The sequence below is a fragment of the Neisseria blantyrii genome (assembly GCF_962747855.1).
In the GTDB taxonomy this organism is placed as follows: domain Bacteria; phylum Pseudomonadota; class Gammaproteobacteria; order Burkholderiales; family Neisseriaceae; genus Neisseria; species Neisseria viridiae.
In genome coordinates this window covers 111,747-130,857 of the sequence record NZ_CAUIZY010000002.1, presented here as the reverse complement: position 1 = coordinate 130,857, position 19,111 = coordinate 111,747, and the positions used below count along the sequence as shown (strand labels likewise).

Here is a 19,111-nt window from a genome sequence, read left to right as displayed (position 1 = left end):
TAAATACGGGGCTGCCGCCGTTTGCGGTACGGACGGGGCAGCCTGCGTTTGAAATGTGGTCAGTGCGCTTCGATAAAGGCGGCAACCTGTCCGGCATCGGTCAGCGCGCTGCACGCGGCGGCCTTGTTGATGCGTTTTGCCAATCCCGCCAACACTTTGCCCGGGCCGCATTCGGCGGATTCGGCAATGCCGTCTGAAACAAGGGCGTTGACGGTTTCCGTCCAGCGTACGGGGCTGTAAAGCTGGCGGACGAGCGCGTCTTTGATTTTGTCGGCATCATCGTAGGCGGCAACGTCGGCATTGTGGATGACGCGGATTTGCGGCTGCTTGATTACAACCGATTTCAGGGCTTCGGCAAGTTTCTCGGCGGCAGGCTTCATGAGGCTGCAATGGGAAGGTACGGACACGGGCAGCGGCAGGGCGCGTTTGGCACCGGTTTCTTTGGCAGCAGCCATGGCGCGTTCGACGGCGGCGGCATTGCCTGCAATCACGACTTGTCCGGGCGAGTTGAAGTTGACGGCTTCGACCACTTCATCCTGTGCGGATTCGGTGCAAATCTGCCTTACCTGTTCATCTTCCAAACCCAAAATTGCCGCCATTGCGCCCACGCCTTGCGGTACGGCAGACTGCATCAGTTCGGCGCGCAGGCGCACGAGTTTGACCGCATCGGCAAAATCCAATGCGCCGGCGGCGACAAGCGCGGTATATTCGCCGAGGCTGTGTCCGGCAACGGCGGCAGGCGTTTTGCCGCCCGCTTCCAAATAGGCGCGGTAAACGGCAGCGCCGGCGGCGAGCATGATGGGTTGGGTATTGACGGTTTGTCCGATGATTTCGGAATCGCTACCGTTAATCATCGCCCACAAGTCTTGACCCAATATGGCGGATGCTTCGTCAAATGTGTTTTTGACGACGGCCTGCCCTGTAAAGCCGTTCATCATGCCGAGGCTTTGAGAACCTTGTCCGGGAAAGAAGAATGCAAAAGACATGGTATTCCTTTATTTGGTTGGATAATCAGAGATGTTGCCCGAGTTTTACAAAAAGTTCGGGCGGAACGAAATAATCAATCAGGATGCAGGTCGCCAGGACATTGCCCGAAACAGTTAGACGAAACAGCACAACAAAACGCTTTTTCGCCGTTTTATGCCTGAATATCCTGCTGCCCAAGTATGCGCCCGTCCAACCGCCGAACAAGGCAGGCAGGAGCAGGCGGTGTTCGGGAATGCGGCGTTGCCCCCGTATGGCGCGCCGTTTGTCGATGCCGTAAAGTGCAAACGCATAGAGGGACAATATTGCGTAACACGCACCCAATATGGGGAAAAACATCGAGACGGCAGGTAAAAATGCCGCACACGCAATCGGTTTGAAGAAAGCCTGCCGCTTCATGATATGGGAAATGCCGTCTGAAAACCTGCTTCAGACGGCATGGTATTCAATATTGCAGCAATACCGCGCCCCACGCGAAGCCGCCGCCTATGCCTTCGAGCAGCAGGTTTTGCCCGCGTTTAATCTGTCCGTTGCGGATGCCTGCGTCCAGAGCCAGCGGAATCGAGGCTGCGGACGTGTTGCCGTGGTCTTGGACGGTCAGGACGACTTTGTCCATACTCAGCCCCAAATGTTTCGCAGTGGATTCGATGATGCGGCGGTTTGCCTGATGGGGGACAATCCAGTCGATTTGTTCGGCGGTATAACCGGCTTCGCTGATGACTTCGTCGGCGATTTTTGCCAGCATTTTGACGGCAAACTTAAATACGCCCGGTCCGTCCATAGTGATATAAGGAGATCCGCAGATTTTTCCTTCGGCGATTTGTCCGGGCGCATTGAGCAGGTTCAGGTAGTTGCCGTCTGCCTTCAGCTTGCCGTGGATGATGCCCGGTTTGTCCGCCGCGCTTAAAACCACCGCTCCCGCACCGTCGCCGAACAACACACAGGTTGTACGGTCGTTCCAGTCTACAATGCGGCTGAAGGTTTCCGCACCGATGACCAGTGCGTTTTTCGCCATGCCGCTTTTGATGTAGGCGTTTGCCGTCGTCAGCGCGTACATAAAGCCCGCACACACTGCCTGAACGTCGAAGGCGGGGCAGCCGTTGGTGATGCCCAATTTTTGTTGCACGATGGTCGCAGTAGACGGAAACTGCATATCCGGTGTTGCCGTTGCCACGATAATCAGGTCGAGTTCACTGCCGTTCAAACCTGCGGTATCCAGCGCACGGCGCGCCGCTTCGGCGGCAAGGTCGCTGGTTTTCTCGTTTTCGGCTGCAATATGGCGGAATTTGATGCCCGTGCGCGCGGTAATCCACTCGTCCGAGGTATCCACTTTTTGGGCAAGGTCGTCATTGCTGACGCGGTTGGCAGGAAGATAGCTGCCCGTGCCGGAAATTTTGGTATACTGCATGGGAACGGCCTTTTTAGAGAGTTGGTTCAGATTCGGCTATTGTAAGCGAAAACCGATGATTGCCCAATACGGGCAGGGTGCAAATGACGGAAATCGGGATGTGGGTGTGGTTTGGGATACAGATGGTTTTCAGATGCAGATTGCCGTGGACAGGCAGGGCGGGGTTGCTGATATGCTGTTTTAAGTGAAGGAAATGCCGTCTGAAAGCCCAAGCTGCTTCAGACGGCATTTTGATTGTTGGGTTTCCATCAAATTATTGGTGCCGGTGTTTGTTTTTGTATCATAAATTCAGAAATTATTTTTTGAATTGTAGAAACATTTTTAGAGGTATGCTCAATAGGGTAGAAGTCTCCCCAAATTTCCATTGTATTTCCACTATAATTTTCCGTTTTAAGGTTTTTGACTTCAATATCCCCGTCTTCTAAAATTGTTTGAATCATTGGCAAATAATATCCTTTTTCAAAATAGACAGTTAATTCGGTATTGCCAAATTTGGGTTCAGGAATAATTCTGAAAACAAGGACGCCGGCTTTTTTCTCAAAATTTGATACGGAAAAAAAGTGATTGATTTCCCTAATGTCAGGATTTTCCAAAACGGGGATTTGGATTCGCTCCCCGTTGTCTGCCATAAAAAATCCGCCAAAAACAACCGTCGATGTTTTCATGTTTATCAACCCATTGGCTTTATTTGGTTAATCGGACGTGCTTTCTATCTCAAATTCCTTGTTGATAAAAGAAATTTCCCGGGATTCTTGTTCCGTCAGCCGGACATCGAAATCTTCGATATAAGTACACAGGATTTCAAAAGCCAAAAAACGTTCCGAATGCGGCTTCGTCACTGATTTGGATATTTTGGGTGTTGATGCCGCTGCGGGTGATGCTGTTTTGGCTGTCGTTGTCCTTGCCGTAACCTATGCTGGCAGATAGACCGTCTTTGGCGTTACCCATCCAGCCACCTTTGACATTGCCATCGGTGCCAATACCGAAACTTTCGCCTTCGTAATGGCTGTGGTTTTGGATGTCTCTGAAGCTGAGTGTGTCGGTGGCGAATTGGTTTCTGCCGTTATCTTCCGCGCTTTGGGTGGAGGTGATGAGTCCGCCTTTGAGGTCGGTGTGTCCTTTGATGTTGATTTGATAACCGTCTTCACCCGCAAATATGCCGCTTTGCTCATTCACAGACGCATAATCCGCATTCACTTTGGACTTGCTATAACTCACACTGCCTGAAACGCCGTAACCCATTATTACCATTTTGTTGAATATCCTTTATTATTAAGCATACATCTTGCATTATCCCCAATACAATTTATCGATTTGACTGCATTATCATTGTATTTATTATCATAATATTTTTTTATAATATATTGATAATTACCCTTTTCATCAGGTAATTGATATAATTTATATATTTCAGGACAAGCAACGGAAAGGCAACTTCTGAAATCATCAATTCGTTGTTCGTTAGTCGTATTATTTTTAACAAAATATTCAATATCGTTGTTTGCTCTTGTCGTCATATCATCAAAAGGATAATGACAAGACGAAGTTGCAAAAAAGCAAGGATTACAAGAAGTTGTCATTACCATTATAAAAACAATAATGACAACTTTAAAACAACGCGTAATCATAAATCAATGCCCACTTAATTTCATAATCACTTGGATAAAGTCGCTATCAACTATATCGGCAATAGCAAATTTAATGGTTTTCATTTAACAATTTCTCCATTTCTTTTTTATAATCTATTTTCTGAAATTCTGCGGTTTTTTGATAATAATCATAACCACCCAAAGAACTCAAACAAATAATGTGCATATTTCTAACTGCATTATAAGCCAATTCCTTATCATTTCTTGGAATACCTTTTTCTTTAAGTATGAAAATGTAATTATCAAAATCTTGCGGAATATTTAATTCCCGTATATTGGAAAAATACATATTAACACAATATTTAATATCACTCCTAACTTGATTTATGCTTTTATTAGGATTTTTTCTAATAACATTTTCAATATCAGAACTTACAGGACAATGAACGCTTTGTGGGGCAACAAAGCATTTTTCATTATCAATAGTTGTGTAATAACAGCCCTGCATTATCAACAATACAAGGGCTGTTGATAATAAGCGGAACATTACCATTTTGTTGAATATCCTTTATTATTTTTCATGCATTCTCCAATCTTTCCGTAGCATGTCATGACATCATCTGCATTCTTATAGCCCTTTTTATAATCATCTTTATATTTTCTACGAATAATCTCCCTATAATCTCCATTTTCATCTGGTAGTTGATATTTTTGATAAACTTCTGGACATGCATAAGAAATACAATAGCGTAAATCCGCAATTCTTGTTTCTTTGCTCGTATTATTCTTAACATAATATTCATCGTCGCTATTTATAGGATAGTTTTTTCTAAAAGAATAATCACAAGAAGAAGTTGCAAAAAAGCAAGGATTACAAGAAGTTGTCATTACCATTATAAAAACAATAATGACAACTTTAATATAGCATTTCATAACAACCACCAATATATAGATAATCAATGACCAGTAATTTTCATAATCGCTTGGATAAAATCCTGATCGACTATATCAGCAATAGCAAACGGTGCGGCGACAGGAATGGCGACGGCGGCTGTTACTGATGAACCTATTGCGTCTTTTTTGTTAGTAGTTCTTCGGTCAAGAGTGGTATTACCCTGTTCATAGCCTGCGTCTTTTCCACGATAAAAGCCCCACATTTGACCGCCCATAAAATCGTGTGTTCCAGCAAAACCCTCTACAAATGAATATAATCCAATGCGGATTCAATCAGACGGGCATCAAGCCTGCCTTCAAGGGATTTTCCGAACTTCATCATCCGTTTGTCTAGAGCTTTCATCCGTTTTTCTAATGTCTTCATTTTTCAAATACTCCTTATTTTACAAGGCGATATTTGGGAAGTGCCGGACAGGCGCATCGCCGTCCGCACCCGCAGGTTTGGTGCGGGCGGATGCCGTCTGAAAGGGGCGGGGGCGTTCAGACGGCATCGTGCGTGTTACAGACCGCCGGCATTTTCGTTTTGGGCGGCTTTGGCAGTTTCGAGTGCGGCGAGCTGTTCGGCTACGCCTTGTTCGATTTTGGAAAGGCTGGCAGACTTGGCTTCATGGTAGGCTTCTTCGAGGGCATAGCGGAAACCGGTTTCGTCTGTGCCGCCGTGGCTTTTGATGACGATGCCGCGCAGCCCGAGCAGGATGGCTCCGTTGAATTTGCGCGGGTCGAGTTTGTTTTTCAGCCCTTTGAGGGCGGGCAGGGCGGCGATAGCGGCGAGTTTGTTGAACAGATTGCTTTGGAATTCGCGGCGGATGGCTCCGCTCATGAATTTGACCGCGCCTTCGATGGTTTTGAGCATGACGTTGCCGACAAAGCCGTCGGCGACGACGACATCTGCTTCGCCGTAGAGGATGCCGTTGCTTTCGATGTTGCCGATAAAGTTGAGTTTGCTGTTTTGCAGCAGTTTGTAGGTTTGTTTGACGGTGTCCGTACCTTTGATGTCTTCTGTGCCGACGTTGACCAGCCCGACGCGCGGCTGTCCTTTTTGAGGATGGAGTGCGTGGACGAGTTCGCTGCCGATAACGGCAAATTGGGCGAGCTGTTCGGGCGTGCAGTCGACGTTTGCGCCGAGGTCGAGGGCGAGGGTAACGTGGTCGGTGTCGGAAGGAAGGAATTTGGCGATGGCGGGGCGTTCGATGCCGGGTATGGTCTTGAGGACGAAGCGTGCGGTTGCCATGAGCGCGCCCGTGTTGCCTGCGGATACGGCGGCTTGGGCTTTGCCTTCTTTAACTTGGTTGACGGCGATGCGCATGGAGGAGTCTTTTTTGTTTTTCAGGGCGGATTGCGGCGCTTCGTCCATGCCGACAACTTGGGTGGTATGGCAGATGTCGATGCGTTCCATCGGTGCGCCTGCCTCGGTCAGGGCTTGGCGCAGCTGCGTTTCGTCGCCGGTCATAATCAGGCGGACATCGGGGTGTGCTTGGAGGAATGCGGTTGCGCCGGGTACGGTAACGGCAAGTCCTTGGTCGCCGCCCATGGCATCTACGGCCAATGTAATCATAGGGTTTCTCCGGTAGGTTTTCTGTCTGCGGCAGGGGTCGTGCGGGCTTCAGACGGCATCGGTTCGGAAAATATGCCGTCTGAAAGGGTCAGCCTCGGCCGGCCTCGGCAAGGCGGTTGTGTTCGTCGATGTCGGGTGCGTCCCACGGATAGTTGATCCACCAGTCTTCTACGGTGATGCCGCTGAAATAGGGAATGCCTTCGGGGATTTTGCCTGCTTTGGCTTTGATTTTTTCGTGCAGTACGGCGACGCCGACAGTGCCGAAGTCTTCTTTGAGCAGTTCTTTCAGGCAGAACTCCATGGTTACGCGGCTGTCGTCCACTTCATCGACGACGAGCACGTTTTTGCCCCGCAGAGCTTCGGGGACGGGGTCTAGCCATTGGACTTTTTTGACTTCTTCGGTAACCTGTCCTTCGTTGTCGCTGTCGTAATAGGCGGTGGTTACGGCATAAATCGGAATTTCCAGAAAACAGCGCAGCATACGTGCCGGAATAAAGCCGCCCCCGCCGATAGCGATCATGGCATCGTATTTGACGCCGGAGTTCCGGATTTTTTCTGCCAATGCTTTGATGACGCGGTGGATGTCATCGTAGGTGTACCAGATTTTCTGTTTCATCGGAATTTCCTTGGTGGTTGGGGCTTTTGGAATATTTTCACGGAGTATTATACGGAACGCTTTGCCCCTGTGTGTTGACGTATGGCGAAAGTTTGGACGGATGGCGCGTCCAATGCAAAAAAAGCCAGTAATTGCATGGCAATGTTCTGGCTTTTTCAGTCAGTCGAATAGGGATTATTCGCCTTTGGCTTTGACCACTTTGCGGCCGCGGTACATACCGTTGGGGGAGATGTGGTGCGGGCGGTGCACTTCGCCGGTTGTGCTGTCGACAGACAGTGCGGGCGCGGTCAGTGCGTCGTGCGAACGGTGCATACCGCGTTTGGAAGGGGATTTTTTGTTTTGTTGAACGGCCATTTCAAGCTCCTAGATAAATAAACTGTGTCCTAATTAACTGCTTTTCAAACCTGCCAAAACAGCAAAGGGGTTGGGTTTGTCTTGGTTGGCGGATTCCGGAAGGGTATTGCCGCAGTGTCCGTGTCGCGGCGAAAAGGGCAGGGACATCAGGATTTGGTCTTCTACCAATGCGCGCACGTCGAGTTCTTTTTCAATCAGTATGCCTTCGAGTTCTTCGTCGGCAAGCATGGATTCGTCCAAGGACTCTTCGTCGGAAAACAGGACGATACGGCTGCTTTCATCGAGCATGAACGGCATGGGTTTGATACATCTCTGGCAAATCAGGGGCATATCGGCTTTGACGTTCAGGTCGAGGAACAGGCGTTGCAGCCGGTCGCGACCGCCGGTCAGTGTAAACGATATTTTGGTCTGCCTGTCGGCGGGATAATCGTGCAAACTGACTCGCTCGTCCAATTCTTCCAGCAGAAAACTGCCTTGCAGGTTCTGCCCTTCGGCGGCAAAAATTTCCGGGTCAATCAAATTAGGGTCTGACATAAACGGGGTATGATATAATTTAGATGTTCTAACGTCAATATTTTTAAGAAAAATGTTGCGGTACGCCGAAGGCGAGTATCCGTGTTTCGGCGCATGGCTGGATTTTAACGCCCGTTTGAGTGTGTTTTCAACGGTAAGGAGGATGGGATGGGTTTGGAACTGCCTTTGATTTTGGGTACGAGTTCGGTTTTCCGCCGCGAACAGATGGAAAGGCTCGGCATTGCCTTTCAGGCGGCATCCCCCGATTTTGACGAAACGCCGATGTTGGGGGAGTCTGCCCCTCAGACGGCATTACGCCTTGCCGAGGGTAAGGCGAGGTCGTTGGCAGGGCGTTTCCCCGAGGCGTTGATTGTCGGTGCGGACCAGGTGGCGTGGTGCGACGGCAGGCAGTGGGGCAAGCCGATGAACCTTGCCAACGCGCAAAAGATGCTGATGCATCTGAGCGGCAGGGAGATTGAGTTTTACAGCGCGGTCGTGCTGTTGAATACGGTTACGGGCAGGATGCAGCGGCATATCGATAAGACGGTGGTCGTGATGAGGCAGCTGGACGAGCTGCACATCCTCCGCTATTTGGAGCGCGAGCCGGATGCGGTTTATTGTTCGTGTGCGGCGAAAAGCGAGGGTTTGGGCGCGCTGTTGATCGAACGGATTGAAAGCACCGATCCGAATGCTTTAATCGGTTTGCCGGTTTTCCGTCTGGTCGATTTTTTGAAGAATGAGGGCGTGGAGGTTCTGTAACTGCCCGTTTGTGCCGTCTGAAGGGTTCGGACGGCATTTTTAACCGATGAGTGAGGGAATGATGGCTGCTGTTTTGTATTTGATTCCTACGCCTTTGGGTACGCCGGACACGCCGTGCCTGCTGCCGCATGAACAACGGGCGGTTGTCGGGCTGACGGATTTTGTCGTGGAAGCGGAAAAAACGGCGCGTGCGCACTTGAAACATTTGGGCGTGACTACGCCTATCCGCGAACTGAATCTGCAAACGCTGAATGAACACACGGATTTGAAGACTTTGCCGGAATTGCTGAAGCCTTTGCAGGAAGGGCGCAGTATGGGCATCGTCAGCGAGGCGGGTTGTCCGGCCGTTGCCGATCCGGGTGCGAATCTGGTGGCGTTGGCGCATAAACACGGTTTTGAAGTGCGTCCGCTGGTCGGGCCTTCCAGCCTGCTGCTGGCTTTGATGGCTTCGGGTGCGAACGGGCAGAACTTTGCGTTTAAGGGTTATCTGCCGTCTGAAAAAAATGAGCGTATTCAGCGTCTGAAGGCTTTGGAGCAACGGTCGCGCCAGCAGAATGAAACGCAGCTGTTTATCGAAACGCCGTATCGCAACGATGCGTTGTTGGCTGATGCGGTGGAAAACCTGCATCCTGAAATGCGATTATGCGTGGCCACGGACTTAACCTTGCCGACACAGGAAATCATCAGTCAGACAATTGCGCAGTGGCGGAAAAGAAAAGAAATGCCGAATTTGAAAAAACGCCCGACGATTTTTGTGCTTCATGCCGCTTAAAACTGTATTGGGTTAAATCTCAAACTGTATTTGTTTGGGGGGGAATAAAAAAGGCCGTCTGAACAACAGACGGCCTTTGCGTTGCCTAAGCTTTTATCAAGAAACGACTTCGCCTTGGGCGCGTTGTTTTTCGATGCTGCGGTTGATGTGCCACTGCTGGGCGATGGTCAGGAGGTTGTTGACCACCCAGTAGAGCACCAAGCCGGCAGGGAAGAAGAAGAACATCACGGAGAAAACCAAAGGCATGATTTTCATCATTTTCGCCTGCATTGGGTCGGTCGGCGGCGGGTTCAGATAGGTTTGGGCGAACATCGTTGCCGCCATAATGATGGGCAGGATGTAGTAGGGGTCGGCGCGGCTGAGGTCGGTAATCCAGCCCAGCCAAGGTGCCTGGCGCAATTCTACAGAGGCGAATAATGCCCAGTACAATCCGATGAAGACGGGGATTTGCAACAGCATAGGCAGGCAGCCGCCCAGCGGGTTGATTTTTTCGTCTTTGTAAAGCTGCATCATCGCCTGCTGTTGCGCCATACGGTCGTCGCCGTATTTTTCTTTGATGGCCTGCAGTTTGGGCGCGGCGGCACGCATTTTCGCCATCGAACGGTAGGAGGCGTTGGTCAGCGGATAGAGGACGGCTTTGACGATGATGGTTAAAACGATGATCGCCCAGCCCCAGTTGCCGATGATGTTGTGCAGTTGGTTCAGAAGCCAGAAGAGCGGGGAGGCGAACCAGTGTACTTTGCCGTAGTCTTTTGCCAGTTGCAGTTTGTCGGCGATGTTTGCGATAACGGATGTGGTCTGCGGGCCGGCGTAGAGGTTGATGGAGGCTTCGGATTTCGCGCCGTTTTGGATAGCGGCTAAAGGCACGCTGACGCTGGTGCTATACAGGTTGTCGTTGCGGCGTTTGATGTCGATACGGCAGTCGCCTGCGGTACAGACGCTTTGTCCGCCTTTGGGCTGCAAAATCCAAGCGGACATAAAGTGGTGTTCGATCATACCGAGCCAGCCGGTCGGGGTTTTGCGGATGTATTCGGCCTCGGATTTGCCGGATTTCGCATCGTCGTCCAAGTCGGAGAAGCCGACTTTTTGGAAGTCGCCTTCAGGGGTGTAAACAACAGGGCCGACGTAAGAGCGGGTAAAGTAGCCTTGACCCTCGGGTTCGCTGTGGTCGCGGACGATGCGGTAGTCCGCACTCAGGTTGGCGGTTTGACCGCTACCGTTGGCGATGTCGAAACGGACGTTGACCAAGTAGCTGCCTTTGGTGAAGGTATAGACTTTGTCGATTTTCAGACCGTTGGTTTCAGGCGCGCTCAGGCGGACTTCGACTGAGTCGCCGTTGAGGGTGTACTGTTTTTGCGGTGCGCTAAAGCCGATGCCTTTCAGAATGTTGTTGCCTTGCGCGTCCAGCAGTTCGGATTGGGCTACGTAGGTGTATTCTTTGCCGTCGCCAAACAGGACGAACGGTTTGTTTTCGTCGCCGGTTGCCTTGTATTTGAGCAGGGTCAGCCGGCGCAGGTCGCCGCTTTTTTCATCAATGACGGCTTGAACCGTGTCGGTCGTTACGGTAATCGGCGTTGCGGGCGCGAGCGCGGCTTCGGCGGAAGCGGTTGCGGCGGTTTGCCGCTGTTGCTGCGCGGCTTGTCCGGGCGCGGGCGCGGTTTGGGGGGCGGGGAACATTTTTTCCCAGCCGATCATAATCGCCAGCGCGATGGCGAAAAACGCCGTGAGTCTTTTAAAATCCATATAGAGTTTCCTGAATGGTCGGAAATGCCGCAGGTTGCGTGTTCCGATAGACGGGGAATAAGGGCGGGCTTCATACCCGACGGTCGTACCGCCAGCCCGAAGGTTCAGACGGCATTATATAGAAACCGATGGGAAATAAAAGGAAAGCGTGCAATTTGAATATTGCGTCGGGTCAGGGAACGGGGTCGTGTCCGTGTCCGCCGAAAGGGTGGCAGCGTGCAATGCGCTTGATGGCGAGCCTGCCGCCTTTGAATGCGCCGTATTTTTTGACCGCTTCGACCGCGTATTGCGAACAGGTCGGCGTATAGCGGCAGCGGGGCGGAATCAGCGGGCTGATGCAGTATTGGTAAAACCGTATCAGTCCCAGCAGGAGTTTGGACAATAGGAAATTCATCGGGATGTTCCTTGTATGGGAAACCCGTTGCCGTCTGAACCTTGCCTGTAGAGTACCGTTTTAATCATACCCGTTTCCCGCATTCGGTTGCGGGGTTGCCGAACATGAGTTGTGCCAGTTCCGTCCTTGCCTGTTTTGCGGTAGCCCTGTCGAATTTACGGTGGACGCGCACGACGAAATCCTGCGGCGGAAGATTGTTTTTGTTCAACCTGAACCAGTCGCGGATGACGCGTTTCATATAGTTCCGCTCGTTGGCGCGTTTGGCGGTTTTTTTGCCGACCACCAGACCGATGCGGGGATGCCCCGCCCCGTTGCCGTCGGAACGCGCAACTTGCAGGAAGTCGAGGCTGCGGCGGTTTCTGAATGCAAAAACGGATGAAAAATCATCCGTTTTCAACAAGCGGTACTGCCTTCCGAAGCGGTAGTCCAAAATTACACCGCCAGGCGTTTGCGGCCTTTGGCACGGCGTGCTGCCAGTACTGCGCGGCCGCCGCGTGTTTTGGAGCGCACCAGGAAGCCGTGGGTGCGTTTGCGTTTGGTAACGGAAGGTTGATAAGTGCGTTTCATGATGTTTCCTAAAATAGAATGGGTAGATAATTAAACCGTGAATTACACTCCAATTTGCCGTTTTTGTCAATCAATATAGAAACTTTGCAGGAGGATTGCTCGATTGCCTGCGGATTTCTGCCACCTTTCTGTGGATAAATTTTTGCACGGGTTGTGGATAAAATGTCGGCGAGTCGGTATAATCGGTTCGCTGCATTTTGAACCGATGCGCGTTCAGAAGATTTGTTTTCTTTTTGAAAATATTATATTTTCTTTATTTTCGATTTCATCGTATTTCCTTTTCGGTTGAAACCCCGCCTTTTAGGGCGGTAGAATCAGAATTTATTTGAGAGGGGCGGCGTAACCCCTTCCAAATCAGGGCAACACACAGGGCGACGCTTTATGTGTCGCCCTGTGTGTTGAAACATTTTTACCGATTCGAGCCTATCCATGACATTAGCAGAGTTTTGGCCGCTGTGCCTCCGCCGTCTTCACGATATGTTGCCTCACGGGCAGTTTGCGCAATGGATTGCGCCCCTTACCGTCGGTGAGGAGTGTGGCGTATGGGTGGTGTACGGCAAGAACCAGTTTGCCTGCAATATGCTCAAGAGCCAGTTTGCCGGAAAAATAGAAGCAGTGAGGGAAGAGTTGGCTGCCGGCCGTTCCGCCTTCGTATTCAAACCGGGAGAAGGCGTGCGTTATGAGATGGCGGCGGTTGAAGGTGCTGTCGAACCTGCCGAGCCGTCCTTGCACGCGGTGTCGGAGGGAATGTCCGTGCAGGAGGTTCTGTTGGACGAGCTGCCGTCTGAAGAGCCTGTCAAACCCGCTGCGTCGAAAACGGCGGCGGATATTTTGGCAGAACGTATGAAAAACCTCCCGCATGAGCCGCGCCATACTGCCGAATCTGCTTCCCGTCCGGAATCGGCGGCAGTTGCCAAAGCACGGACGGACGCGCAGGCCGGTGCGGAAGAGGCGCGTTACGAGCAGACCAACCTGTCGCGCGATTACACGTTCGGCACATTGGTCGAAGGCAAGGGCAACCGCCTTGCAGCTGCCGCCGCGCAGGCGATAGCGGAAAGTCCGGGACAGAGTTATAACCCGTTTTTCCTGTACGGCAGCACGGGTTTGGGCAAAACCCACCTGGTGCAAGCCATCGGCAACGAGCTCTTGAAAAACCGTCCCGATGCCAAAGTGCGCTATATGCATTCGGACGATTATATCCGCAGCTTCATGAAAGCCGTGCGCAACAACACTTACGACGTGTTCAAACAGCAATACAAGCAATACGACCTGCTGATTATCGACGACATCCAGTTCATCAAAGGCAAAGACCGTACGATGGAAGAGTTTTTCTATCTGTACAACCATTTCCACAACGAGAAAAAACAGCTCATCCTCACTTGCGATGTTTTACCCGCCAAAATCGAAGGTATGGACGACCGCCTCAAATCGCGTTTCTCTTGGGGGCTGACTTTGGAACTTGAGCCGCCCGAATTGGAAATGCGCATCGCCATTTTGCAGAAAAAGGCAGAGGCGGCGGGCATCAGTATCGAAGACGAAGCCGCGCTGTTCATTGCCAATCTGATCCGTTCCAACGTGCGCGAGCTTGAAGGCGCGTTCAACCGTGTCGGAGCGAGCAGCCGCTTTATGAACCGTCCCGTCATCGACATCGATTTGGCGCGTACCGCTTTGCAGGACATTATTGCCGAGAAGCACAAAGTCATCACCGCCGACATCATCATCGATGCGGTGGCGAAATATTACCGCATCAAAATCAGCGACGTACTCGGCAAAAAACGCACGCGCAACATTGCCCGTCCGCGTCAGGTTGCCATGAGCCTGACCAAAGAACTGACCACTTTGAGCCTGCCGTCTATCGGCGATTCGTTCGGCGGACGCGACCATACGACCGTCATGCACGGCATCAGGGCGGTGGCGAAACTGCGCGAGGAAGACCCCGAGTTGGCGCAGGATTATGAGAAACTGCTGATTTTGATTCAAAACTGACCAGACACGCCTTTCAGACGGCATGACATTGCCCATGCCGTCTGAAAGGTAAGAAATCCAACCGATTTAAGGAGCGAAAATGTTGATTTTACAAGCCGAACGCGACAGCCTGCTCAAGCCGCTGCAAGCCGTTACCGGCATCGTCGAACGCCGCCACACCCTGCCCATCCTGTCCAACGTCCTGATTGGGGGCAGGGGCGGGCAGACCCAGCTTTTGGCAACCGATTTGGAAATCCAAATCGACACTGCGGGTCCCGAGGGCGGCGCGGGCGACTTCCGCATCACCACCAATGCCAAGAAATTTCAGGACATTTTGCGCGCGCTGCCTGCCGGTGCGCTGGTGTCGCTGGATTGGGACGACAGCCGTCTGACGCTGAAGGCGGGCAAATCGCGTTTTGCCCTGCAGACCCTGCCTGCCGCCGATTTTCCGCAAATGAATATCGGCGAGGATGTCAGTGCCGTTTTCGAGTTGGAACAGGAAGCCTTCAAGTCCATGCTTTCACAGGTTCAATACAGTATGGCGGTGCAGGACATCCGCTATTATCTCAACGGTCTGCTGATGCAGGTTGAGGGCAGCCAGTTGCGCCTTGTGGCGACCGACGGACACCGCCTTGCCTATGCAGCCTGCGCGATTGATGCGGATTTGCCGCGCGCCGAAGTGATTTTGCCGCGCAAAACGGTTTTGGAGCTTTTCAAACTGTTGAATAATCCGTCCGATCCGATTCAGGTGGAACTCTTGGACAAGCAGGTTCGCTTCCGTTGCAACGGCACAACCATCGTCAGCAAAGTCATTGACGGCAAATTCCCTGATTTCAACCGTGTGATTCCTTTGGATAACGACAAGATTTTCGTGTTGTCGAGGGCGGAATTGTTGGGCGCGTTGGAACGTGTGTCCATTCTTGCCAACGAAAAATTCCGTGGCGCGCGCCTGTTCCTGCAACCCGGGCTGTTGAGTGTCGTGTGCAGCAACAACGAGCAGGAAGAAGCGCGCGAAGAAATCGAAATCGCCTATCAGGGCGGCGAACTCGAAGTCGGTTTCAATATCGGCTATCTGATGGACGTGTTGCGCAACATCCATTCCGACGATATGCAGCTTGCCTTCGGCGATGCCAACCGCTCGACGCTGTTTACCGTGCCGAACAATCCGAATTTCAAATATATTGTGATGCCGATGCGGATTTGACGGTTTTCCGGAACACGATGCCCGTATTGGAGATATGCCCCGAACCGTGCAGACGGATTCGGGGTTTTGTTCGGCTGTCGGAAGGGTATAGTGGATTAACTTTAAACCAGTACGGCGTTGCCTCGCCTTAGCTCAAAGAGAACGATTCTCTAAGGTGCTGAAGCACCAAGTAAATCGGTTCCGTACTATCTGTACTGTCTGCGGCTTCGTCGCCTTGTCCTGATTTTTGTTAATCCACTATAATGCCGTCTGGAATGTGGCGGATTGGGGTTGGGAGCGTATAGGGGAAGTGCTTGTGCGGAAATGGCGAAGGTGTGTTTTTGATTCCAGTCCGCCCTGTTTGGATTGCTGCAAAACCATGCCGTCTGAAACGGAAAGGTTTCAGACGGCATGGTTTTTGATTGGGGCGGTGCGGGTCAGCCTCCGAGCAAATCCCACAAATCGTTTTGCAGGTCGGCTTCGCTTTCGCCTTCGGCAGGCGCGGCGCGGATATAGCTACCGTCGGGCTGCATCAGCCACGCGTGGGTATTGTCTGCCAATGCCATTTCCAAACCTTCGCGGATGACGCGTTTTTTGAGTTCGGGCGCGGCAATCGGCGTGGCGGTTTCGATGCGGCGGAAGAAGTTGCGCCCCATCCAATCCGCGCTGGAGATAAAGGTATCGTCCGCGCCGTTGTTGTGGAAACAATACACGCGCGCGTGTTCGAGCTGCCTGCCGACGATGGAGCGGACGCGGATGTTTTCGGACAGGCCTTTTATACCCGGGCGCAAGGTGCACATACCGCGCACAATCAAATCGATTTGCACGCCTGCCGCGCTTGCCCGATACAGGGCTTCGATGACGGTCGGTTCGATGAGCGAATTCATCTTGGCGGTAATCCGCGCCGGTTTGCCGGCTTTGGCGTGTTCGGTTTCGCGTGCGATGCGGTCGATAACCATTTTGTGCAGGGTAAACGGACTTTGGTAGAGTTTGTTCAGCCGCCCGGGTTTGCCCAAGCCTGTGATTTCCATAAACAAAGTGTTCACATCGGCGGTGATTTGTTCGTCGGCGGTAATGAGGCCGAAGTCGGTGTAGATGCGCGATGTGCCTTGGTGGTAGTTGCCCGTGCCGAGGTGGGCGTAACGCTTGAGCACGCCGTCTTCGCGGCGGATGACCAGTGCCATTTTGGCGTGGACTTTGTAGCCGAACACGCCGTACACGACGTGCGCGCCCGCCTCTTCGAGCTGCTTCGCCCAGTTGACGTTGTTGGCTTCGTCAAAACGCGCCATCAGTTCGACGACGACGGTTACTTGTTTGCCGGCGAGTGCCGCCTTCATCAGGGCGCGGACAAGTTCGGAGCGCGTGCCGGTGCGGTAAATCGTCATTTTGACGGCAAGCACGGCGGGGTCGGCGGCGGCTTCGCGTATCATATCGACCACGGGATCGAAGGATTGGTAGGGGTGGTGCAGCAGGATGGGCGATTGGCGCACCAAATCGAAGATCGGGCTGTTTTTGCCCAAGGCTTTCAGACGGTCCGGTGTGTGCGGCGGGAATTTCAAATCGGGGCGGTTGACTAGGTCGGGGACGGCGTTGAGGCGCACGAGGTTGACCGGACCTTTGACCTGATAGAGTTCGGCGGCGGTCAGCCTGAATTGCGACAGCAGGAAGTCGCGGATGTAGGCGGGACAGGTGTCGGCGACTTCGAGCCGCACGCCGTCGCCGTATTCGCGGTCGTGCAGTTCGTTTTGAATGGCGGCGCGGAGGTTTTGCACGTCTTCTTCGTCAACGGTCAAGTCGCTGTCGCGCGTGAGGCGGAACTGGTGGCAGCCTTTGACGTTCATGCCCGGGAAAAGTTTGCCGACGTGGGCGTGCAGGATGGACGACAGGAAGACGAAGCCGTGTCCGCCGCCACACAGTTCGGACGGCAGGGGAACAACGCGCGGCAGGATGCGCGGTGCCTGGACAATCGCCATACCCGAAGGTCTGCCGAATGCGTCTGTGCCGTCGAGTTCTACGGCAAAGTTCAGCGATTTGTTCAGCGGGCGTGGGAACGGGTGGGAGGGGTCAAGGCCGATGGGGGTCAGAATCGGCAGCAATTCGCGGTCAAAATAGTCTTCAATCCATTTTTTCTGTGTGTCTGTCCAATTTCGGCGGCGGTAAAAAAAGATGCCTTCTTGTGCCAGTTCCGGTTGAAGGATGTTGTTAAACAGGTCGTATTGGTGCCGAATCAGCGAACGTGCTGCCTTAGTAACGTCCGCAATGGTTTCAGACGGCATTTTGCCGTTGTCCAGCTTGCGCCGGGGATGCAGTTTGTTTTCACGCTTGAGCCACGCCATGCGGACTTCGAAGAATTCATCGAGGTTGGATGAAACGATGCACAGGAAACGCAGGCGTTCCAGCAGGGGGACGTTTTTGTCTTCTGCCTGCGCCAAAACACGGCGGTTGAATTCCAGCAGGCTCAGTTCTCGGCAGAGGATGCGGTTTTGTTCGTGCATAAGGTTCTCCTAGGTGCTGTCTGATTGTTCTGTTGGAAAAGGCAGGTAATGCCCCTGAAATCTTGAAGGTGTTTTTAACGTTTTTCAGACGGCATATGCATGGCTTTTATCAGGATTTGGGGCATGATGTGAAAACGGATACCGCTATATACGGTATCCGTCTGTTTAAATTACTTCCAATACAAAATAATGGCGCAGTTTTTCGTATACCGCGTCGCTTACGTTGATGCAGCCGTTGGTCATAATCCTATCGGACACAACCGAAGATGCGATACGTTCGCTCCGTCTTTCCGACGGTATCTGATTCCAAACGCGGTGCAGGGCAAACAGGAAGTCGCCTTCCTGTTTGAAGCCGATAACTTCGCCGCCGTATCCGGGTTTGTCGGTGCTGTTCAGTGTCAAATCAAACTTTCCTTTGGGTGTGGAAACGCCGATAAGGACAGGATGGCACTGATGGTCATCGGCAAAACAGAGTTCCGCTTTGGATGTGTTTACGATGACTTTTTTCTTTTGAATATAGGCACTGACCGCATCCGGTTGCCCCTGTGCATATACGGGGGCAACCATCGATAGGCCGCATAATATCTCTAAAAACAGGCGGAACGGCATATTGGATTATTGGCGGATACGTTTAGGCGTTGCCGGCACGATTTCGCGGATGATGACTTGCGGCTCGGCTTTGGGTGCGGGCGGCGGGCAGGCGGCATCTTTTGGGAATACGGGATTCCAGTAGAAGCTGCGGGCAAATTTATCTTTATCGAAAACCACTTTGTATTGGCAGGTGGTAACGCCTTCTACGCCGGAAGTGTTTTCAGGATCGGTACCTATGCCCGGGGTGTGGAAGTGGAACAGGTAATCCCATTCGCGTACGCCGTACATACCTTCGTCGTAATGCGGGCGGCCCAGGATTTTGTAGATGTCGTCTTTGCTCAGGCCGGGGCGCATCTGATCCAGTTCGTCATAAGTCGGGAATGTGCCGCGCTTGTTGTCGAGCGTTACGGAATAAGGTTTCGGGAAAACCGGATTGTCGGTCGTGCCGTCGGCTTTGACGTTGCTTTTGGTTGCGCAGGCAGACAGAACGCCGGCTGCCAATACTGCTAAGCCAAGTTTAACGATTTGTTTTGTTTTCATGTGCAAAGTCCTTTTTGTCTGATACCTGTTTGCCGTCTGATTTGGCAGACTTGTTACAGGGAGTTTAAACGTTTGATTTTGGTTTGTAATATTAGCATAAAAAACGTGCGTATCAGTAAACGCAGTGTA

General features: G+C 52.0%; 23 protein-coding genes and 4 pseudogenes. 4 read left to right on the top strand and 23 right to left on the bottom strand.

Annotated features, from left to right (window positions below):
* Positions 1-59 precede the first annotated feature (59 nt).
* From fabD to Q9J80_RS03110, 16 genes and pseudogenes are all read right to left on the bottom strand, one after another.
* Positions 60-986 (bottom strand): ACP S-malonyltransferase, encoded by a 927-nt coding sequence (gene fabD / locus Q9J80_RS03185; protein WP_301672756.1) that lies wholly within the window; start codon positions 984-986, stop codon positions 60-62.
* Between the two features lie 25 nt (positions 987-1,011).
* Positions 1,012-1,383: a DUF1294 domain-containing protein gene (locus Q9J80_RS03180; RefSeq protein WP_118811746.1), complete on the bottom strand. Its 372-nt coding sequence runs from the start codon at positions 1,381-1,383 to the stop codon at positions 1,012-1,014.
* 46 nt (positions 1,384-1,429) lie between these two features.
* A complete protein-coding gene (locus Q9J80_RS03175) occupies positions 1,430-2,392 on the bottom strand; it encodes a beta-ketoacyl-ACP synthase III (protein WP_304671415.1) in 963 nt (320 codons plus the stop codon).
* Between the two features lie 26 nt (positions 2,393-2,418).
* Positions 2,419-2,621 (bottom strand): annotated as a pseudogene (locus tag Q9J80_RS03170) (hypothetical protein).
* A gap of 19 nt (positions 2,622-2,640) precedes the next feature.
* Positions 2,641-3,057 carry a DUF6911 family protein gene (locus Q9J80_RS03165; RefSeq protein WP_304671416.1) on the bottom strand — a complete coding sequence of 139 codons (417 nt, stop codon included), beginning with the start codon at positions 3,055-3,057 and terminating at the stop codon, positions 2,641-2,643.
* A 27-nt stretch (positions 3,058-3,084) separates the two neighbouring features.
* Positions 3,085-3,219: pseudogene (locus tag Q9J80_RS03160) on the bottom strand (MafI family immunity protein); the annotation flags it as partial.
* Position 3,220: 1 nt separating this feature from the next.
* A pseudogene (locus Q9J80_RS03155) lies at positions 3,221-3,649 on the bottom strand (hemagglutinin repeat-containing protein); the annotation flags it as partial.
* Positions 3,637-4,020: a hypothetical protein gene (locus Q9J80_RS03150; RefSeq protein ID WP_176608552.1), complete on the bottom strand. Its 384-nt coding sequence runs from the start codon at positions 4,018-4,020 to the stop codon at positions 3,637-3,639. The pseudogene Q9J80_RS03155 and the gene Q9J80_RS03150, both read right to left, overlap by 13 nt.
* Before the next feature lie 70 nt (positions 4,021-4,090).
* Complete coding sequence (locus tag Q9J80_RS03145) at positions 4,091-4,534, bottom strand: hypothetical protein (protein ID WP_107863543.1); 444 nt, start codon at positions 4,532-4,534, stop codon at positions 4,091-4,093.
* The gene (locus Q9J80_RS03140) at positions 4,528-4,914 is read right to left on the bottom strand and encodes a hypothetical protein (protein WP_170316285.1); all 387 of its coding nucleotides are present in this window, start codon (positions 4,912-4,914) and stop codon (positions 4,528-4,530) included. The genes Q9J80_RS03145 and Q9J80_RS03140 overlap by 7 nt, the downstream gene beginning before the upstream one ends.
* Positions 4,915-4,937: 23 nt before the next feature.
* A complete protein-coding gene (locus Q9J80_RS03135; RefSeq protein WP_019272236.1) occupies positions 4,938-5,150 on the bottom strand; it encodes a hypothetical protein in 213 nt (70 codons plus the stop codon).
* Between the two features lie 32 nt (positions 5,151-5,182).
* Positions 5,183-5,299 (bottom strand): annotated as a pseudogene (locus Q9J80_RS03130) (MafI family immunity protein); the annotation flags it as partial.
* A 135-nt stretch (positions 5,300-5,434) separates the two neighbouring features.
* Positions 5,435-6,490 carry a phosphate acyltransferase PlsX gene (gene plsX / locus Q9J80_RS03125; protein ID WP_301672761.1) on the bottom strand — a complete coding sequence of 352 codons (1,056 nt, stop codon included), beginning with the start codon at positions 6,488-6,490 and terminating at the stop codon, positions 5,435-5,437.
* Positions 6,491-6,578: 88 nt separating this feature from the next.
* On the bottom strand, positions 6,579-7,106 hold the full coding sequence (locus Q9J80_RS03120; protein ID WP_301672762.1) for a phosphoribosyltransferase: 528 nt from the start codon (positions 7,104-7,106) through the stop codon (positions 6,579-6,581).
* 174 nt (positions 7,107-7,280) lie between these two features.
* Positions 7,281-7,460: a 50S ribosomal protein L32 gene (gene rpmF, locus Q9J80_RS03115; protein ID WP_002214744.1), complete on the bottom strand. Its 180-nt coding sequence runs from the start codon at positions 7,458-7,460 to the stop codon at positions 7,281-7,283.
* A 33-nt stretch (positions 7,461-7,493) separates the two neighbouring features.
* Positions 7,494-7,994, bottom strand: coding sequence for a YceD family protein (locus Q9J80_RS03110; RefSeq protein WP_301672763.1), 501 nt, complete (start codon positions 7,992-7,994; stop codon positions 7,494-7,496).
* A 147-nt stretch (positions 7,995-8,141) separates the two neighbouring features.
* Between Q9J80_RS03110 and Q9J80_RS03105 the strand changes: the two genes are divergently transcribed.
* Positions 8,142-8,732, top strand: coding sequence for a Maf family protein (locus Q9J80_RS03105; RefSeq protein WP_301666973.1), 591 nt, complete (start codon positions 8,142-8,144; stop codon positions 8,730-8,732).
* Between the two features lie 46 nt (positions 8,733-8,778).
* Complete coding sequence (locus Q9J80_RS03100) at positions 8,779-9,504, top strand: SAM-dependent methyltransferase (RefSeq protein WP_301672764.1); 726 nt, start codon at positions 8,779-8,781, stop codon at positions 9,502-9,504.
* Positions 9,505-9,600: 96 nt separating this feature from the next.
* On the opposite strand, the gene yidC is transcribed toward Q9J80_RS03100, so the two are convergent.
* The 4 genes from yidC to rpmH all read right to left on the bottom strand — a co-directional run bounded on the left by yidC (position 9,601) and on the right by rpmH (position 12,208).
* Positions 9,601-11,247, bottom strand: a complete 1,647-nt coding sequence (gene yidC, locus Q9J80_RS03095; protein ID WP_301672765.1) for a membrane protein insertase YidC — start codon at positions 11,245-11,247, stop codon at positions 9,601-9,603.
* Positions 11,248-11,419: 172 nt separating this feature from the next.
* The gene (gene yidD / locus Q9J80_RS03090; protein WP_002214730.1) at positions 11,420-11,641 is read right to left on the bottom strand and encodes a membrane protein insertion efficiency factor YidD; all 222 of its coding nucleotides are present in this window, start codon (positions 11,639-11,641) and stop codon (positions 11,420-11,422) included.
* 64 nt (positions 11,642-11,705) lie between these two features.
* A complete protein-coding gene (gene rnpA / locus Q9J80_RS03085) occupies positions 11,706-12,071 on the bottom strand; it encodes a ribonuclease P protein component (protein ID WP_301672766.1) in 366 nt (121 codons plus the stop codon).
* Positions 12,072-12,073: 2 nt separating this feature from the next.
* Positions 12,074-12,208: a 50S ribosomal protein L34 gene (rpmH, locus tag Q9J80_RS03080; protein ID WP_002214728.1), complete on the bottom strand. Its 135-nt coding sequence runs from the start codon at positions 12,206-12,208 to the stop codon at positions 12,074-12,076.
* A 429-nt stretch (positions 12,209-12,637) separates the two neighbouring features.
* Between rpmH and dnaA the strand changes: the two genes are divergently transcribed.
* Positions 12,638-14,194, top strand: coding sequence for a chromosomal replication initiator protein DnaA (dnaA, locus tag Q9J80_RS03075; RefSeq protein ID WP_301672767.1), 1,557 nt, complete (start codon positions 12,638-12,640; stop codon positions 14,192-14,194).
* 79 nt (positions 14,195-14,273) lie between these two features.
* Positions 14,274-15,377, top strand: coding sequence for a DNA polymerase III subunit beta (gene dnaN, locus Q9J80_RS03070; RefSeq protein WP_301672768.1), 1,104 nt, complete (start codon positions 14,274-14,276; stop codon positions 15,375-15,377).
* Between the two features lie 416 nt (positions 15,378-15,793).
* Here the strand turns inward: dnaN and ppk1 are convergent, their stop codons facing one another.
* The 3 genes from ppk1 to Q9J80_RS03055 all read right to left on the bottom strand — a co-directional run bounded on the left by ppk1 (position 15,794) and on the right by Q9J80_RS03055 (position 18,982).
* Positions 15,794-17,851, bottom strand: coding sequence for a polyphosphate kinase 1 (gene ppk1, locus Q9J80_RS03065; RefSeq protein ID WP_301672769.1), 2,058 nt, complete (start codon positions 17,849-17,851; stop codon positions 15,794-15,796).
* Between the two features lie 165 nt (positions 17,852-18,016).
* Positions 18,017-18,460, bottom strand: a complete 444-nt coding sequence (locus tag Q9J80_RS03060) for a murein L,D-transpeptidase (protein WP_118820151.1) — start codon at positions 18,458-18,460, stop codon at positions 18,017-18,019.
* A 6-nt stretch (positions 18,461-18,466) separates the two neighbouring features.
* Positions 18,467-18,982, bottom strand: coding sequence for an outer membrane protein assembly factor BamE (locus tag Q9J80_RS03055; RefSeq protein WP_301672770.1), 516 nt, complete (start codon positions 18,980-18,982; stop codon positions 18,467-18,469).
* Positions 18,983-19,111: the final 129 nt, after the last annotated feature.

Coding starts and splice junctions, on each gene's coding strand:
- fabD (WP_301672756.1), bottom strand. CDS start 986: ATGTCTTTTGCATTCTTCTTTCCCGGACAAGGTTCTCAAAGCCTCGGC.
- Q9J80_RS03180 (WP_118811746.1), bottom strand. CDS start 1,383: ATGAAGCGGCAGGCTTTCTTCAAACCGATTGCGTGTGCGGCATTTTTA.
- Q9J80_RS03175 (WP_304671415.1), bottom strand. CDS start 2,392: ATGCAGTATACCAAAATTTCCGGCACGGGCAGCTATCTTCCTGCCAAC.
- Q9J80_RS03165 (WP_304671416.1), bottom strand. CDS start 3,057: ATGAAAACATCGACGGTTGTTTTTGGCGGATTTTTTATGGCAGACAAC.
- Q9J80_RS03150 (WP_176608552.1), bottom strand. CDS start 4,020: ATGATTACGCGTTGTTTTAAAGTTGTCATTATTGTTTTTATAATGGTA.
- Q9J80_RS03145 (WP_107863543.1), bottom strand. CDS start 4,534: ATGGTAATGTTCCGCTTATTATCAACAGCCCTTGTATTGTTGATAATG.
- Q9J80_RS03140 (WP_170316285.1), bottom strand. CDS start 4,914: ATGAAATGCTATATTAAAGTTGTCATTATTGTTTTTATAATGGTAATG.
- Q9J80_RS03135 (WP_019272236.1), bottom strand. CDS start 5,150: ATGGGCGGTCAAATGTGGGGCTTTTATCGTGGAAAAGACGCAGGCTAT.
- plsX (WP_301672761.1), bottom strand. CDS start 6,490: ATGATTACATTGGCCGTAGATGCCATGGGCGGCGACCAAGGACTTGCC.
- Q9J80_RS03120 (WP_301672762.1), bottom strand. CDS start 7,106: ATGAAACAGAAAATCTGGTACACCTACGATGACATCCACCGCGTCATC.
- rpmF (WP_002214744.1), bottom strand. CDS start 7,460: ATGGCCGTTCAACAAAACAAAAAATCCCCTTCCAAACGCGGTATGCAC.
- Q9J80_RS03110 (WP_301672763.1), bottom strand. CDS start 7,994: ATGTCAGACCCTAATTTGATTGACCCGGAAATTTTTGCCGCCGAAGGG.
- Q9J80_RS03105 (WP_301666973.1), top strand. CDS start 8,142: ATGGGTTTGGAACTGCCTTTGATTTTGGGTACGAGTTCGGTTTTCCGC.
- Q9J80_RS03100 (WP_301672764.1), top strand. CDS start 8,779: ATGAGTGAGGGAATGATGGCTGCTGTTTTGTATTTGATTCCTACGCCT.
- yidC (WP_301672765.1), bottom strand. CDS start 11,247: ATGGATTTTAAAAGACTCACGGCGTTTTTCGCCATCGCGCTGGCGATT.
- yidD (WP_002214730.1), bottom strand. CDS start 11,641: ATGAATTTCCTATTGTCCAAACTCCTGCTGGGACTGATACGGTTTTAC.
- rpmH (WP_002214728.1), bottom strand. CDS start 12,208: ATGAAACGCACTTATCAACCTTCCGTTACCAAACGCAAACGCACCCAC.
- dnaA (WP_301672767.1), top strand. CDS start 12,638: ATGACATTAGCAGAGTTTTGGCCGCTGTGCCTCCGCCGTCTTCACGAT.
- dnaN (WP_301672768.1), top strand. CDS start 14,274: ATGTTGATTTTACAAGCCGAACGCGACAGCCTGCTCAAGCCGCTGCAA.
- ppk1 (WP_301672769.1), bottom strand. CDS start 17,851: ATGCACGAACAAAACCGCATCCTCTGCCGAGAACTGAGCCTGCTGGAA.
- Q9J80_RS03060 (WP_118820151.1), bottom strand. CDS start 18,460: ATGCCGTTCCGCCTGTTTTTAGAGATATTATGCGGCCTATCGATGGTT.
- Q9J80_RS03055 (WP_301672770.1), bottom strand. CDS start 18,982: ATGAAAACAAAACAAATCGTTAAACTTGGCTTAGCAGTATTGGCAGCC.